Origin of the sequence: Acidovorax sp. 210-6 (assembly GCF_010020825.1) — a bacterium.
Lineage (GTDB): Bacteria > Pseudomonadota > Gammaproteobacteria > Burkholderiales > Burkholderiaceae_C > Simplicispira > Simplicispira sedimenti.
In genome coordinates this window covers 4,120,904-4,135,531 of the sequence record NZ_JAACJE010000001.1, presented here as the reverse complement: position 1 = coordinate 4,135,531, position 14,628 = coordinate 4,120,904, and the positions used below count along the sequence as shown (strand labels likewise).

12 protein-coding genes are annotated in these 14,628 nt (G+C 68.7%); 5 read left to right on the top strand and 7 right to left on the bottom strand.

Annotated elements, in window-relative coordinates; all coding sequences use genetic code 11:
* Positions 1 to 2,616 (top strand): excinuclease ABC subunit UvrA (locus GWK50_RS19185; protein WP_162017948.1); only part of this gene is annotated, 2,616 nt, incomplete at its 5' end.
* Positions 2,617 to 2,675: 59 nt separating this feature from the next.
* On the opposite strand, the gene GWK50_RS19180 is transcribed toward GWK50_RS19185, so the two are convergent.
* From GWK50_RS19180 to GWK50_RS19160, 5 genes are all read right to left on the bottom strand, one after another.
* A complete protein-coding gene (locus GWK50_RS19180) occupies positions 2,676 to 3,641 on the bottom strand; it encodes an alpha/beta hydrolase (RefSeq protein WP_242455435.1) in 966 nt (321 codons plus the stop codon).
* A 160-nt stretch (positions 3,642 to 3,801) separates the two neighbouring features.
* A complete protein-coding gene (locus GWK50_RS19175) occupies positions 3,802 to 4,749 on the bottom strand; it encodes a helix-turn-helix domain-containing protein (RefSeq protein ID WP_162017947.1) in 948 nt (315 codons plus the stop codon).
* Complete coding sequence (locus GWK50_RS19170) at positions 4,736 to 5,404, bottom strand: hypothetical protein (RefSeq protein WP_162017946.1); 669 nt, start codon at positions 5,402 to 5,404, stop codon at positions 4,736 to 4,738. The genes GWK50_RS19175 and GWK50_RS19170 overlap by 14 nt, the downstream gene beginning before the upstream one ends.
* A 77-nt stretch (positions 5,405 to 5,481) precedes the next feature.
* The gene (locus GWK50_RS19165) at positions 5,482 to 6,390 is read right to left on the bottom strand and encodes a hypothetical protein (protein WP_162017945.1); all 909 of its coding nucleotides are present in this window, start codon (positions 6,388 to 6,390) and stop codon (positions 5,482 to 5,484) included.
* 145 nt (positions 6,391 to 6,535) lie between these two features.
* Positions 6,536 to 7,021 carry a glutathione peroxidase gene (locus tag GWK50_RS19160; RefSeq protein ID WP_162017944.1) on the bottom strand — a complete coding sequence of 162 codons (486 nt, stop codon included), beginning with the start codon at positions 7,019 to 7,021 and terminating at the stop codon, positions 6,536 to 6,538.
* A gap of 144 nt (positions 7,022 to 7,165) precedes the next feature.
* On the opposite strand from GWK50_RS19160, the gene GWK50_RS19155 reads away from it, so the two are divergent.
* A complete protein-coding gene (locus GWK50_RS19155; protein ID WP_162017943.1) occupies positions 7,166 to 7,570 on the top strand; it encodes a DUF2251 domain-containing protein in 405 nt (134 codons plus the stop codon).
* A 54-nt stretch (positions 7,571 to 7,624) separates the two neighbouring features.
* Here the strand turns inward: GWK50_RS19155 and lplT are convergent, their stop codons facing one another.
* The gene (gene lplT / locus GWK50_RS19150) at positions 7,625 to 8,926 is read right to left on the bottom strand and encodes a lysophospholipid transporter LplT (protein WP_162017942.1); all 1,302 of its coding nucleotides are present in this window, start codon (positions 8,924 to 8,926) and stop codon (positions 7,625 to 7,627) included.
* Between the two features lie 145 nt (positions 8,927 to 9,071).
* Here lplT and alr point away from each other — a divergent pair, with 145 nt between their 5' ends.
* The 3 genes from alr to GWK50_RS19135 all read left to right on the top strand — a co-directional run bounded on the left by alr (position 9,072) and on the right by GWK50_RS19135 (position 12,839).
* Positions 9,072 to 10,187: an alanine racemase gene (gene alr, locus GWK50_RS19145; protein WP_162017941.1), complete on the top strand. Its 1,116-nt coding sequence runs from the start codon at positions 9,072 to 9,074 to the stop codon at positions 10,185 to 10,187.
* Positions 10,184 to 10,996: a hypothetical protein gene (locus tag GWK50_RS19140; RefSeq protein WP_162017940.1), complete on the top strand. Its 813-nt coding sequence runs from the start codon at positions 10,184 to 10,186 to the stop codon at positions 10,994 to 10,996. Before alr ends, GWK50_RS19140 begins: the two co-directional genes overlap by 4 nt.
* A 496-nt stretch (positions 10,997 to 11,492) precedes the next feature.
* The gene (locus GWK50_RS19135; RefSeq protein ID WP_162017939.1) at positions 11,493 to 12,839 is read left to right on the top strand and encodes a ferric reductase-like transmembrane domain-containing protein; all 1,347 of its coding nucleotides are present in this window, start codon (positions 11,493 to 11,495) and stop codon (positions 12,837 to 12,839) included.
* Positions 12,840 to 12,848: 9 nt separating this feature from the next.
* Here GWK50_RS19135 and GWK50_RS19130 read toward each other — a convergent pair whose 3' ends face one another.
* The gene (locus GWK50_RS19130; RefSeq protein ID WP_162017938.1) at positions 12,849 to 14,597 is read right to left on the bottom strand and encodes a diguanylate cyclase; all 1,749 of its coding nucleotides are present in this window, start codon (positions 14,595 to 14,597) and stop codon (positions 12,849 to 12,851) included.
* Positions 14,598 to 14,628: the final 31 nt, after the last annotated feature.

Below are 14,628 nucleotides of genomic sequence, written 5' to 3'. Positions count from 1 at the left end.
CCCGACCACGGCCTGCCCCTGCAGGCCCAGACCGTGAGCCAGATGGTGGACGCCGTGCTGGCCCTGCCCGAGGGCACGCGCCTGATGGTGCTGGCCCCGGTGGCGCGCGGCAAGAAGGGCGAGTTCACCGACCTGTTTGCGCAGATGCAGGCGCTGGGCTATGTGCGCTTTCGGGTGGACGGGCAGACCTACGAGCACGAAAACCTGCCCGCGCTCAAGAAGACCGAGAAGCACGACATCGACGTGGTGATCGACCGCGTGAAGGTGCGCCCCGACCTGCAGCAACGCCTGGCCGAGAGCTTTGAAGCCGCCCTGCGCGTGGGCGCCACCGAGGGCCACGGCCGCGTGCTGGCGCTGGAGATGGATTCGGGCCAGGAGCACCTGTTCTCCTCGCGCTTTGCCTGCCCGGTGTGCAGCTATGCGCTGGGCGAGCTGGAGCCGCGCCTGTTCTCGTTCAACTCGCCCCAGGGCGCCTGCCCCAGTTGCGACGGCATCGGCCAGCAGGAGGTGTTCGACCCCGCGCGGGTGGTGGCCTTCCCGTCCCTGAGCCTGGCCAGCGGCGCCATCAAGGGCTGGGACCGGCGCAACGGCTACTACTTCGCGATGCTGGAGAGTCTGGGCGCGCACTATGGCTTTGACGTGGAGGCGCCGTTCGAGTCGCTGCCCGCCAGGGTGCAGGACGTGGTGCTGCACGGCTCGGGTACCGAAGACATTGCGTTCCGCTACATCCTGGACAGCGGCGCCCAGAAGGGCAAGGCCATCGTCAAGCAGCACCCCTTCGAGGGCATCCTGCCCAACATGGCGCGGCGCTACCGCGAGACCGATTCGACCGTGGTGCGCGAGGACCTGGCCCGCTTTCGCAGCACCCAGTCCTGCCCCGACTGCCAGGGCACACGCCTGCGCCGCGAGGCGCGCCATGTGCGCGTGGGCGAAGGCGCCCAGGGGCGCACGCTGCACGAGGTAAGCCACCTCACGCTGCTGGACGCGCAGGCCTGGTTCGAGCAGTTGCAGCTCAGCGGCGCCAAGGCCGAGATCGCCGACAAGGTGGTGCGCGAGATCAGCGCGCGGCTGCGCTTTCTCAACGACGTGGGCCTGACCTACCTGAGCCTGGACCGCAGCGCCGAGACGCTCAGCGGTGGCGAGGCGCAGCGCATCCGCCTGGCGAGCCAGATCGGCTCGGGCCTGACGGGCGTGATGTACGTGCTCGACGAGCCCAGCATCGGCCTGCACCAGCGCGACAACGACCGCCTCATCGCCACGCTCAAACACCTGCGCGACATCGGCAACAGCGTGATCGTGGTGGAGCACGACGAGGACATGATGCGCGCGGCCGACGAGGTCATCGACATGGGCCCAGGCGCTGGCGTGCACGGCGGGCGCGTGGTGGCGCAGGGCAGCTTCGATGCCGTGCGCCAGCACCCGCAGTCGCTCACCGGGCAGTACCTTGCGGGCACCCGGCGCATTGCCGTGCCTGCACGGCGCACGCCCTGGCTGCCGGTGGTGGCGGCCCCGGCACCAGAGGCCAAGCCCAAGTCACGCTTCCCGGTCAGCGAGGCCAGCCGCAAGCGCGCCGAGCGCATGGCCGAACACGAGGCGCGCCAGGGCCCGCTGCAGGCGCTGCGCGTGCTGGGCGCCACGGGCAACAACCTCCAGAACGTGAGCGTGGACTTCCCCGTGGGCCTGCTCACCTGCGTGACGGGCGTGTCGGGCTCGGGCAAGAGCACGCTGGTGAACGACACGCTGCACAAGGCCGTGGCACGCCAGCTCTACCGCGCGCACGACGAACCGGCGCCGCACGAGGCGATCGAGGGCATCGAATATTTCGACAAGGTCATCAACGTGGACCAGTCGCCCATCGGTCGCACGCCGCGCAGCAACCCGGCCACCTACACCGGCCTGTTCACGCCGATCCGCGAGCTGATGGCCGAGGTGAACACCGCCCGCGAGCGCGGCTACGGCCCGGGGCGCTTTTCCTTCAACGTGGCGGGCGGGCGCTGCGAAGCCTGCCAGGGCGACGGCATGGTGAAGGTGGAAATGCACTTTCTGCCCGACGTGTACGTGCCCTGCGACGTGTGCCACGGCCAGCGCTACAACCGCGAGACGCTGGAGGTGCAGTGGAAGGGCAAGAACATCGCCCAGATCCTGGACCTGACGGTGGAAGACGCCGCAGCCTTCTTCCAGGACGTGCCGACCATCGCGCGCAAGCTTCAGACGCTGCTGGACGTGGGCCTGAGCTACATCCGCCTGGGCCAGAGCGCGACCACGCTCTCGGGCGGCGAGGCGCAGCGTGTGAAGCTGGCGCAGGAGTTGAGCAAGCGCGACACCGGCCGCACGCTCTACATCCTGGACGAGCCCACCACCGGCCTGCACTTTGCCGACATCGACCTGCTGCTCAAGGTGCTGCACCAGTTGCGCGACGCGGGCAACACCATCGTCGTCATCGAGCACAACCTGGACGTCATCAAGACTGCCGACTGGCTCATCGACATGGGGCCCGAAGGGGGTGCGGGCGGGGGCACCGTGGTGGCGCAGGGCACGCCGGAAGAGGTGGCGGCCCATCCGGCCAGCCATACGGGGCGGTATCTGGCGCCCTATCTGGCAGGACAGAAAGTTTAGGTCAAATGGGGCTCTAGCGCTTACTCAACAAGCGCCAGTAGCTATTATTTTTATAGCAATCAACGCCCCAGTTTCTGTGCCACCACCGCATCCAGCGAGGCCATGAAGCCCTCCACCGCACGGGTGTAGTCGCTGTCCAAGCCCAGCTCGGCGTTGATTTCGCCGTGCGTCAGGGGCTGGGGCAGCACCTCGGCGCGGCCGCCCAGGGTGTGCACATGCCGGGCCATGGCCTGCGCCTGCAGGCAGGGCTGGTCGGGCCGCTCGGTGGAGCAGACGAACTGGGCGGGCGGCGCACCGCTCACCCACTGGTGGAAGGGCGACAGGGCGTGCCAATAGACCGGGTTGGTACCAAAGGCGTCGTCGTACAGCGGCAGGTGCGGCGCGCGCATGAACTGCGGCACGTTGAGCATGGCGCTGTCCAGCGCCACCGCGCCCAGCCAGGGCCAGGCCCCCAGGCGCTGGGCCAGCATGGGCTGGGCGTTGATGAGCGACACCAGGTGCGCGCCAGCCGAGTGGCCCATGAGGATGAAGCGCCCCGCGTCACCGCCCCACTGCGCTGCCAGTTGCTGCGCGGTGGCCAAGGCCTGGGCCACGTCCTGCGCCTGCTGGGACACAGGGGTGTCGGGCAGCAGACGGTAGTTCACCGACACCACGATCACCCCGCGCGGCACCCAGCGGGCGACCTTGTTCTGCACCACGCTGGGCATGGCCTTGTCCCCGTTGCGCCAGCCGCCGCCATGCACCATGAACACCACCGGCGCACGTGCACCGGTGGGATCGGGCGTGCTGGTGCTGGGCCGGTAGATGTCCATGCGCTGGCGGGCATCGGGGCCGTAGGGCAGGTCGGCGATTTTCTGCACGTCCGGGGGCAGGGGGGCGCGCCGCTCCTGCACGCGCTCGGCCAGCCGGGTGCGCAGGCGCTCGGTGGCCAGGGGGGTATCACTGCGGGACAAAGGCTGGGCCTGCGCCAGCGGGGCCAGGCCCGCCGTCAGGGCACAGAACAGGGCCATTCGTTGCAAGGTCATGGGCACATCTCCTGACAGAAGGCCGCGCGGGCCGGTGGCGCCACTGTGCACCGGCCCGTGCGCTGGAATATGTACGCGGCATGAAGCCTGCGTTGATGGCGGTAACAGAAAGTACGGCAACGGCCCTGCGTTCACCAAGGCGGCCTACCGCCGACCGGCATCACGGTGCCGCCGTGCGCAGGCGTGGCGTGCGCGGCGTGCGGCGGCGGTGCACCCAGGGTGTCTGTGCGCCGGGCGCTGGGGGCGGCAGGTCCCGGTCGCGCTGCGCCAGGTACCACAGCAGCCAGTCGGGCTGGTCGGTCTGGTCGATGTGTGTGTTGGCGGTGTCAAAAAAACGCGAGGGCGCCGCGCCGTAGTTCTGCGCCCAGACCTTGGCAAAGTGTGCCGAATCGACAAAGCCCGCCGCCTGTGCAATCTGCGTGAGGGCCAGGCCGCTGCCCATGAAGCTGGCGGCCGCCCGGATCTTGATCGACAGCGCATAGCGCCGCAGCGGCAGTCCCAGCCCCTGGTGGAACAGGCGCGAGGCGTGGTGCGCCGACAGACCCAGTGACGGCGCCAGGCGCTCCAACGCGGCGCCGGGGTCTTCGTCGAGCAGGCACATGAGCTTGCGCACGCGCGGATCCAGCGGCGCGGGCTGCGGGAGCTGGCGCGCCGTGGCCGCCACGGCCTCGCGCACCTGGGCGTCCACGGCCTGGCCCTGCAATCTGCCTGCGGCAAAGGCGCGCCCCAGGTCTTGCAGCGCAGCGCATGGCGCACCCTGCAGTGCCTGCACGCCGGGCGCTGCCAGGGCCTGGAAGTGGCGGTAGTGGGGGTGGCCGGGCTCCAGGTCGATGAGCAGCAGGGACCGGTCCAGGGCATCCACGGTCTTGCACGCCATGGGCGCAATGAGCAGCGCCGGGGCTTGCACCGTGTGGCCCTGGCAGCGGGCCTGCAGCGCCTGGCCGTCGGTGCTGCACAGCAGCGTGGCGGCGTGGCGCTGGGTGGTGTTGCGCATGCCGGGGCAGGCAAACACAATGGCGTCGCCGAGCAGGCGCACGCGCGCCTGGGGCTGTCCTGGGGGCGCCGCTGTCCAGACCGAACGTGCGGCGGGTGGCTCAGCCCTGGCCATCGCTAGGGGTCTCCTCGTTCAGGCGCACCGACAGACGCACCAGCGCCCCGGCGCGCACCACCTGGAACGTCAGTTCGTGCACGCTCGTCAGGGCCACCATGTTGCTTTCCTCCACCGGCGGCTGGTCTGGCAGGTCCAGCGTGTACACGGTGTCGCCCGGCCGCAGGCCCGAGCGCGCGTACACGCTGCCGGGCAGCACGGCCTGCACCATGTAACCGCCCCGGGGTTCGGGTTGCAGCACCACATGGTCCAGAAAGTCCTGGGCCGCCAGGCGGCGTTGCACCGACAGGCGCTCGGGCGCAATGCCCGCATTGAGCGTGCGCGGGTCGGGGCCCTGCGCGGTTTCGTCCCCGTCGGCCACGGGCTGCAAGCGGTCCCAGGGGGAGTGGGTGGCTGCAGCGTGCTCGGCAGCGTCAGCCACGGGGGCGCCCGCCGCAAACGGCCAGGCCTGGCCTGCGCGCTGCGCCTGGGCCACCGGGGCGCTGGCCTGGGTGTGCAGCGCTGCGGGTGGCTGCGCGGGCCACAGCGCCCACAGCACCGCCCCCAGGGCCACCAGCGCCAGAGCGGCCTGCGGCCAGCGCCGACCCCACGGGACCGTGCGCGCTGCCGGCACCGAAGGCGTGCGGGGCTGGCTGGATAGTTCGTAGTGCTTCATGGCGCTTGCTCCCGTGATTGCACCGCAGTCCGCACCCCAGCGCTACAGGGAAAGCGCCAGGGTTCGCTCATGCGTTCTCAGGGCCTGACGAAAGTCTTGAGCCAGTCCATGGTGGCCTTCACGCCCCATTGGTTGTTGCCATATTCATAGTACGGGTCCACCCCCAGGATGCCCGAGCATTGCACGCCGGGCACCCCCAGGTTGCCCATGAAGCAGTGGTCGGCATTGAGGTCGGCCACTTCCAGGTCCTTGACGATGTACCAGCCGCTGCCGTTGCTGCGGAAGCACGATTGCCGCCCGGTGCACTTGAGCCCGGTGACCAGCTCGGCCTGCGAGCGCGCGATGGCCTCGGTGCCGCCCACGAACATGTCGCGCTCGCCGTTGATGATGCGGATGCGCTCGCCCGGTTGGGCGTGCTTGCCGTTGGCCATGCACGACTCCAGGTTGTAGGCCACGGTGTAGGTCGAGCCCGTGCCCTGGCCCATGGAGGCCTGCACCCGGCTGTCGTAGTTCTTGGCCAGCACCGAGATGATGGAGCCCTGGCTCAGGCCGCCGGTGACGATGCCCTTGGAGCAGTCGGCCTTGCCGCGTGCGCACAGCTTGGCAATGGCGCTGCTGGTGCTGGCCGCGTTGAAGATGCCCTTGGCACGGCCGCTGATGGTGGAGCAGCTGCCGAACGAGGCGTTGGCGTACTGCACCGTGGCTGCCACAAAGCCGCGCGCCACAGCGGCGTCGATGGCGGCCTTGGCCCAGGCGCTGTCGTAGGCCTCGCCCGTGCCCACGGTGTGCACATACACCGGGTACTTGCCTGCGGCGCTGGGCTCCTTGCCGTAGATGTTGTAGGTGCTGCCGTTGCGGTAGGTGGTGGTGAAGGTGGTTTGCGCCTGCGCCGACAGCGCCCCCAGCAGGGCCATGCCTGCAACAAGGTAGCTGCCCAGACGGCACAGGGCGCGGCGTGGGGTGGTGTGGGGGGCGGATGGGTGCACGGTCGGTCTCCTGGGTGGGTTTGCACGGTGGGCACCACCCGGCAAGGGCGGCACCACGAAGAAGGCAAACCGAGTCTAGGAAGCGCACCGTGCGCGGCCTTGTACCGAAAGGCCATGGACCCCGGGGCTTTCCCGGGGAGAGGCATCACGCCTGGAGCGCGGCCTCCACGTCGTCCGCCAGCTTGGCGGGCGTGTCTTGTGGGGCGTAGCGCCGGATGACCTGGCCGTCCTTGCCCACCAGGAACTTGGTGAAGTTCCACTTGATGGCCTTGCTGCCCAGCAGGCCGGGGGCCTCGGCGCACAGCCAGCGGTACAGCGGGCTGGCCTGCGCGCCGTTGACATCGACCTTGGCCATCATCGGAAAGCTCACGCCGTAGTTGAGCTGGCAGAAGCTGGCGATCTCGTCGTTGCTGCCGGGGTCCTGGCCAGCAAACTGGTTGCACGGAAAGCCCAGCACCACCAGACCCTGGTCGCCGTAGCGCTGGTGCAGTTCTTCCAGCCCGGCAAACTGCGGCGTGAAACCGCAGGCACTGGCGGTGTTGACGATGAGCAGCACCTTGCCTTCGTACTGGCGCAGCGGGACGGTGCGGCCGTCGATGGTCTGGGCGTCGAAGTCGTAAACCGTGGGCATGGTGGGCACCTGTGCAGTGGAAAGACCCGCATGCTAGCCGTACCGCGCTGCAGGCGCTCAAGCGCCTGTGGATTCCTGCGCGCCTAGCCTGGATACACCCCACAGGCGTGGTACCTTTGCATACCTTTCCCGTCTGCACGCACCATGCCCATCCACGTCGCCGCCCAGCGGCAAATCTTTGTCGGCCAACCTGTGACCATCGAAGGGGTGGCCCCCCAGGGACAGTTCAGCGCGGTGTTCGAGGACGATGGCGAGACAGGTTACTTCTATGCGCTGGACCGGGCCCTGGCCAGCCAGCCCATCCAGGACGCGGTGCACATCTACGATGTGGAGAGCGTGACCGACCGGGCGCAGCCCTCCACGGTCAAGATCGGCTGGGCAGCCGACTGCCGCAAGGCGGTGCTGCTCATCAACGACTACCCGCACGCGGTGTTCGACTTTGAAGCGCAGCAGGGCTATTGCCGCAGCGGATTCCCGCCGCCGGGCGTGGGCCCCTGGTCGCAGGACGGCCACGTGTGGGACGAGGCCTGCATCGCGCTTTTTGCATAAAATTGGCCTCCAGCGCCCATCCATCAGGCGCAAGAAGCTATCAATTTTATAGCATCAGTGGTGCGTATCCTGCCGGGCGATCTGCAGCAGGTGCTCCAGTTCCTCGCGGTGGTGGCGGCAGTTGTGCACATGCCAGAGCTGGATCAGCCACATGGCGCCAGCCACCACCACGCCAAACGCCGTGATGGCACCAAAGGCCGACAGCCCCAGCAGGGTGGACAGGCTGTAGAACGCCCCCAACCCCAGGATGCATGCCTGCTCGTTGAAGTTTTGCACCGCAATGGACCGCCCCGCGCCCATGAGGTTGTGCCCCCGGTGCTGCAGCAGCGCGTTCATGGGCACCACCAGGAAGCCGCCCAGCCCGCCCAGCGCAATCAAAAAAGGCACGGCCAGCCAGACGTTGTCGATGAAGTTCATCAGAATGACCAGCAGCCCCATGGCAACGCCCAGGGGCATGACGCGTGTGGCCAGGTCCAGCCGCATGTGCATGGACGCCACCACCGCACCCACCGCCGTGCCAATGGCCACCACCCCCACCAGCGCCGAGGCCTGGGTGGTGCTGTAGCCCAGCGCAGCAGCGCTCCAGGCGAGCACGATGTAGCGCAGGTTGCCCGACACACCCCAGAACAACGTGGTGGTAGCCAGCGAGATCTGGCCCAGTCGGTCGTTCCAGAGGCGGCGGTTGCAGCGCCAAAAGTCGGGCAGCAGTTCCAGCGCACTGGCCAGCACGCTGCGCGCGGGGTCGTGCCGCAGCGGGCGCATCTCCACGCCGGTATGGGGGATGCGGGTGTTGAACCAGGCCGCCAGCGCATACACCAGCACCAGCGACAGGATGGCGGACTCGGCAGCGTTGTCCACCAACTCCACCCCCGGCAGATCGAACGCCAGCAGGTGCGCCGACACCGTGGCCCCCACCAACTGCCCGCCCAGCAACACGCCCAGAATGATGGAGGCGATCGTCAGCCCCTCGATCCAGCCATTGGCCTTGACCAGTTGGGAAGGCGGCAGCAGCTCGGTCAGGATGCCGTACTTGGCCGGCGAATACGCCGCTGCACCCAGGCCCACCACGGCGTAGGCCAGCAACGGGTGCAGGCCGGTCAGCATCAACAGACAACCCACCACCTTGATGGCATTGCTCACGAACATGACCTTGCCCTTGGGCAGCGCATCGGCAAACGCACCGACAAAGGGCGCCAGCACCACGTAGAACAGGGCGAACATGGGCACCAGCGCAGCACGCTGCCACTCGGGGGCGCCGCCCGTGCGCAGCAACTCCACGGCCGCCACAAACAATGCGTTGTCGGCGAGCGAGCTGAAAAACTGCGCCGACATGATGGTGTAAAAACCGCGCTTCATCGGGGAGGCTGGGGGGCGGCCATCAGCGGGACTGATGGCGGATTAAATCGGGGGGCCTGAATTTGTGACAGGCGGTTATAACACGCGGATTCCAGCGTCCCGGTGCCAGAATCCCCTTCCACACCCCAGCACGCACCTGCCCGCCATGCCCCGTCCCATTCTTGCCACCATCCACACCGCTGCACTGCAACACAACCTGGCGCGCGCGCAGCAGGCCGCTCCCGACGCACGCGTCTGGGCCGTGGTCAAGGCCAATGCCTACGGGCACGGCATCGAGCGGGTGTTCGAGGCCTTTCGCGCCGCCGACGGCTTTGCCCTGCTGGACCTGCAGGAGGCCGAGCGCATCCGCCACCTGGGCTGGCGCGGCCCCATCCTGCTGCTTGAAGGCGTGTTCGAGCCGCGCGACCTGGAACTGTGCTCGCGCCTGGGCCTGTGGCACGCCGTGCACTGCGACGCCCAGATCGACTGGCTGGCTGCCCACAAGACACAGGTGCCGCACCGCGTGTTCCTCAAGATGAACTCGGGCATGAACCGCCTGGGCTTCACGCCCGAGCGCTACCGCGCCGCCTGGGCGCGCCTGAACGCCCTGCCGCAGGTGGAGGAAATCTCGCTCATGACGCATTTCTCCGACGCCGACGGGCCGCGCGGCATCGCCCACCAGATGGCCGCCTTTGCCCTGGCCACGCGCGACCTGCCCGGCGAGCGCAGCCTGTGCAACAGCGCCGCCACGCTGCGCCATGCGCAGGACGCCCAGGTGCGCGCCGACTGGGTGCGCGCAGGCATCATGCTGTACGGCGGCGCGCCCGACCACCCCGAGCGCCGCAGCACGGATTGGGATCTGCAACCCGGCATGACCCTGTCCACCAAGTTGCTGGCGGTGCAGGAACTGCAGCCGGGCGACACCGTGGGCTATGGCTCCTCCTTCACCGCCGACGCCCCCATGACCCTGGGCGTGGCCGCCTGCGGCTACGCCGACGGCTACCCGCGCCACTGCGGCACCGGCACGCCGGTGCTGGTGGGCGGCGTGCGCACCCGCACTGTGGGCCGCGTGAGCATGGACATGCTGGCCGTGGACCTCACGCCCCTGCGCGCCGCGGGCATGGAGGTCGGCATGGGCAGCGAAGTCACGCTGTGGGGTCGCTCCAGCCAGGGCGCCGTGCTGCCCATTGACGAGGTGGCGCAGGCCGCAGGCACCATTGGCTATGAGCTGATGTGCGCGGTGGCCCAGCGCGTGCCGGTGGTGGTGGACGCCAGCGCATGAAGCGCCCCGGCCAGGCCCGGCGCAGCAACTGGCGCAGCGTGCGCCTGACCGAGCGCGAGCAGATCGCGCAGACGCTGCAGCAACGCCACAGCCTGCAATGGCATGGGCTGTGCATCGGCAGCCTCACGCTGCTGGGCATGCTGCTGGCCGCATGGATGCAAAAGACGCTGGGCGTGCACCAGCTCTCGGTGCGCTACGCGGTCACGCTCACCGTGGGCTACCTGGTGTACCTGCTGGTGCTGCGCCTGTGGGCCAACTGGCTGGTGCAACCCGAGGGCAAGGCCAAGGACAGCGGCTGGGATGCGGGCGACGCCATCGATGCTGGCGACATGGCACTGGATGTGGTGGACCTGGCCCGCTCCGCCACCCGTGTGCGCCCCCATGTTTCCATGCCTTCGGACGGGGGCGACACATCGGGCGCGCTGGACGGCGCCGCCCAGGGCCTGGGCGACCTGGCCGGGGGAGCGCTCGAAGGCCTGGGCAGCGCCGATGAAGGCGCCGTGGTGGTGGTGCCCGTGGTGGCCATCTTTGCCATCGTTGCGCTGCTGGTCATGGGCGCGGGCTCGCTGGCGCTGCTGTTCTTTGGTTGGGACGTGCTGCTGGCCGTGGCCGTGGAACTGGCGTTTTCGGTCACCACGGCCCGTGTGGCCATGGGGGTGGAACGTGCGGGCTGGCTCAGCGCCGCCGTGCGCCTGACCTGGAAGCCACTGCTCGGCGCACTGCTGTGCGCCGTGGCCCTGGGCGCCACCATCGACCATTTCCTGCCACAGGTAGATTCGCTGCCCGAAGCCATACGGCTCTTGCGCTGAAGCAACGGCCGCATGCGGTGGCGGCCATTCCGCAGGCGTGGTCGGTCGCGCCTGCAGGGCGGTGTTGCTGGCGCGAACCGGATCAGCAGATGACCGCGAGTTCATCCACGATGGCGCGCTCCCGGTGCGTAAGGGCTGCATAGCCCCAGCGGAACAGTCGGGTCAGGGCATGATTGACTTCGGATTCGCTGTAACGCATGGCTCTCTCCCACAGAAGCCACAGGCCCCTGAAGTTGGTGGTGGATGCATGTCAGACAGGCGCCCCTGGAAACCTCTGCCGCCAAGTGCACGCCAAGGCTTGTTGCTCGACCAAGCCCTGGGCACAGCATGAACCGATCGCAAGTGCGTGAAGCCGACAGGAAGCGGTGCCATCGGCCGTTATTTGGCAGATCAATCAGCGCACGCCTGTGCGACTCGGTTGCTGCCGACCAGGCACCGTGCCATGCGACCTCCACCCGGGGCTACCATCCCCCCATCGGCCCCTGCATCCACTGCCATGCAAACCATCCGCCAGGTCTTCGGCTTCTTTCTGCTTCTGCTCAGCACCGCCTGGTGGCTGAGCGACCCGACCGATGCCGCGTCGTTGACGCATGTGTTCGCCTGGCGCGCCGTGCTGCTGCAGTACACCGGCGTGCTGGCCATCGGTGTCATGGCGCTGGCCCTGGTGCTGGCGGTGCGCCCGGTGGTGTTCGAGCCCTGGCTGGGCGGTCTCGACAAGATGTACCGGCTGCACAAATGGCTGGGCATCACGGCGCTCGGGGCGTCAATCGCGCACTGGCTGCTGGCCGTGGTGCCGTCGTACTTGGTGGGCCTGGGCTGGATCCAGCGCCAGGCGGTCTCCACCAGTCTGCTGCGCACCGACCTGCCCGCGCTCGAATGGCTGCAGCAGGCACTGCGCGGCCAGCGCGGCATGGCCGTGGTGGTGGGCGAGTGGGCGTTCTACCTGGCCGTGCTGATGATGCTGCTGGCGCTGGTGCGCACCTTCCCGTACCGCTATTTCTTCAAGGTGCACCGCCTGCTGGCCGCTGCCTTCCTGGCCTTGGCCTGGCATGCGCTGGTGCTGCTGCGCGTGGATTACTGGGCCGGTGTGCTGGGGCTGCCCCTGGCGCTGCTGGTGCTGGCCGGCGGCATCGCGGCGGTGCGGGTGTTGCTGCGCCGCGTGGCGGCCGGGCGCAAGGCGGTGGGGGAGGTGTCGGCCATCACCCGGCACGAGGCCGTGCACACGCTGGAGCTGGCGATCGACATCAAGGGCCGCTGGGCCGGGCACCAGGCGGGCCAATTCGCCTTTGTCACCTTCCATGCCGAAGAAGGGGCGCACCCCTTCACCATCGCGACGCCATGGACGGGGGACGGGCGCATCGGCTTTCTCGTCAAGGCCCTGGGTGACTACACGCGCACCCTGGAGCACCGCCTGCGCGTGGGCAGCGTGGTGCAGGTGGAAGGGCCTTATGGGCAGTTCACGTTCGAGGGCGCGCGAGCGCGCCAGATCTGGGTGGGCGGCGGCATCGGCATTGCGCCATTCGTCGCGCGCATGAAGGCGCTGGCGCAGGCGCCCGATGGCAAGACCATCGACCTGTTCCATGCCACTGCGGAGTACGACGCCGATGCCATCGGCCTGCTGGAGCGCGACGCCCTGGCCGCCGGGGTGCGCCTGCATGTGCTGTGGGATGCGCGCGACGGCCTGCTCGATGCCCGGCGCATCGCCGCCGCCGTGCCGCAGTGGCACGAGGCGGACGTCTGGTTCTGCGGCCCGGCGGCTTTTGGCCAGGCGCTGCGGCGGGATCTGCTGGCGCTGGGGCTGCCTGCGGAGCAGTTCCACCAGGAACTGTTCCAGATGCGTTGAGCTGCCGGATCAGGACATCTGCGGTGCGCCGCCACCACGGGTTTGGCGCGGCACCACCAGGGAGCCCCCCTTGCGGTTGCCCGTCTTGACCAGATACATGGCCTGGTCGGCAGCGGCGAGCAAGGCCTCCGGATCGCTGCCGTGCTCGGGGTACAGCGCAATGCCAATGGACGCACCGATCTGCACACGCAGCTTGCCCAGTGTCCAGGGCTGGCTCAGAGCGTCGGCCAGGCGCTGGGCCAGCGCCACGGCCTGGTCGTAGTGGTCGATGCCGCGCTGCAGCACGGCAAACTCATCGCCTCCCAGCCGCGCCACAAAGTCTGATTCGCGCGCGACCCGGCGCAGGGTCTGGCCCACCCAGACCAGCACCTGGTCCCCGGCGGCATGGCCATGCGCGTCGTTGATGGGCTTGAACCCATCCAGGTCCAGGTACAGCACCGCCAGGCGGCCCTGCTGGCGCCTGGCCAGCGCCACCTCGGCCACCAGGCATTCCATGAACTTGGCGCGGTTGTACAGCCCGGTCAGGCTGTCGTGGCTGGCCAGGTGCTCGATGTGCTGCAGGTGCTGGTGGCGTTCGGTCACATCGGTGAAGGTGCGCAGCAAGCCGCCACCCGCCACCGGAATGCTGCGTACTTCGATCATGCGGCCGTTGGGGCGCTGGCGCACGGCGAGAGGCTGGACCGTGCCGAGTGAGTGGGGTGACAGGTGCGCCAGCGCCTGCGGCGGCTGGTCTTCGAACTCGCCATGCTCGCGCTGGAAGCGAATCACGTCTTCCAGCAGGGGCTGGGTGTCCAGCAGTTCCCGCGGCAGATCGAGCAGTTCCAGGATGCGCTGGTTGTAGAACTCGATCCGGCCTTGCGGGTTGATCATGGCCACGCCCTGCTCCATGTTTTGCAGCGTGGCCTGCAGCAGCGCGGACTCGCGTGCCAGTGCGGTAGCGCTGTCGCGGGCCGCCTGCTCGGCTTCGGCCAGGCGCTCCTGTTGCAGGCGCAGCTCTGTGATGTCGATATGGGCATACAAATGGACGGAATCCACCCCGGGGCGGGCCTGCACGCGCACGGTGCGTGGTCCAGGCAGGGTCAGCTCGAAGGGCGCCCCGGTAAAGCGCATCATCTCGCGCAGGGTCTGCAGGCCCTGGACGCAGGCGGGTGCATCGGGCGTGCCTGCCGCTGTCCATGCCTGGCGGAACACCTCCTCCAGCGTGCGGCCCAGGGCGGCCCGTGGATCGTGCAGGCCGTACTTCAGCGCAAACGCGGCATTCACCCAGGTGATGGCCCCGGCAGCGTCGCACTGCATCAGCCCCACGGGCACGCGGTCCAGCAGCGAGGACAGCGCCCCGGCATCCTGCGGCAGCCCGGCGCCCTGGCCCAGCAGGTCCAGCGCAGCGCCATGCCGCAAGCTCCACACGCGCAGTCGCCCCACCCCCTGCAACCGCAGGGACGACACCACCAGTTGCCGCCCCCGGTGCTCAAAGGCAAAGGGCTGGGTTTGCCCCCGGTGGCGCGCAATACCAGCATCGATATAGCTGTCGATGCGCTCGATCTCGTCGGGCCCCAGGCGCCCCAGGTAAAAACGGCGCAGGTTGTCGCAGTACGGCTCCCCCACATGGACATGCCCCGCATGTTCCGGAAAAAAACGCAGGAAGGTCTCGTTCCAGGCTTGGGTACGGTCTTGGTCGTCGAACAGGCACATGGCAATGCCCAAACCATCGAGCATTTGCCCCAAGGGAGCAATCCAGTCGTTCGCAGGGTCGGTCATGGTGGGCAGGCTCGCGCAGTGCGCAGGGAAT

What these genes read in the sequence shown, in the direction of transcription:
- GWK50_RS19180 (WP_242455435.1), bottom strand. Translation starts at nt 3,641, where the DNA reads ATGACCTTGCAACGAATGGCCCTGTTCTGTGCCCTGACGGCGGGCCTG.
- GWK50_RS19175 (WP_162017947.1), bottom strand. Translation starts at nt 4,749, where the DNA reads ATGGCCAGGGCTGAGCCACCCGCCGCACGTTCGGTCTGGACAGCGGCG.
- GWK50_RS19170 (WP_162017946.1), bottom strand. Translation starts at nt 5,404, where the DNA reads ATGAAGCACTACGAACTATCCAGCCAGCCCCGCACGCCTTCGGTGCCG.
- GWK50_RS19160 (WP_162017944.1), bottom strand. Translation starts at nt 7,021, where the DNA reads ATGCCCACGGTTTACGACTTCGACGCCCAGACCATCGACGGCCGCACC.
- GWK50_RS19155 (WP_162017943.1), top strand. Translation starts at nt 7,166, where the DNA reads ATGCCCATCCACGTCGCCGCCCAGCGGCAAATCTTTGTCGGCCAACCT.
- lplT (WP_162017942.1), bottom strand. Translation starts at nt 8,926, where the DNA reads ATGAAGCGCGGTTTTTACACCATCATGTCGGCGCAGTTTTTCAGCTCG.
- alr (WP_162017941.1), top strand. Translation starts at nt 9,072, where the DNA reads ATGCCCCGTCCCATTCTTGCCACCATCCACACCGCTGCACTGCAACAC.
- GWK50_RS19140 (WP_162017940.1), top strand. Translation starts at nt 10,184, where the DNA reads ATGAAGCGCCCCGGCCAGGCCCGGCGCAGCAACTGGCGCAGCGTGCGC.
- GWK50_RS19135 (WP_162017939.1), top strand. Translation starts at nt 11,493, where the DNA reads ATGCAAACCATCCGCCAGGTCTTCGGCTTCTTTCTGCTTCTGCTCAGC.
- GWK50_RS19130 (WP_162017938.1), bottom strand. Translation starts at nt 14,597, where the DNA reads ATGACCGACCCTGCGAACGACTGGATTGCTCCCTTGGGGCAAATGCTC.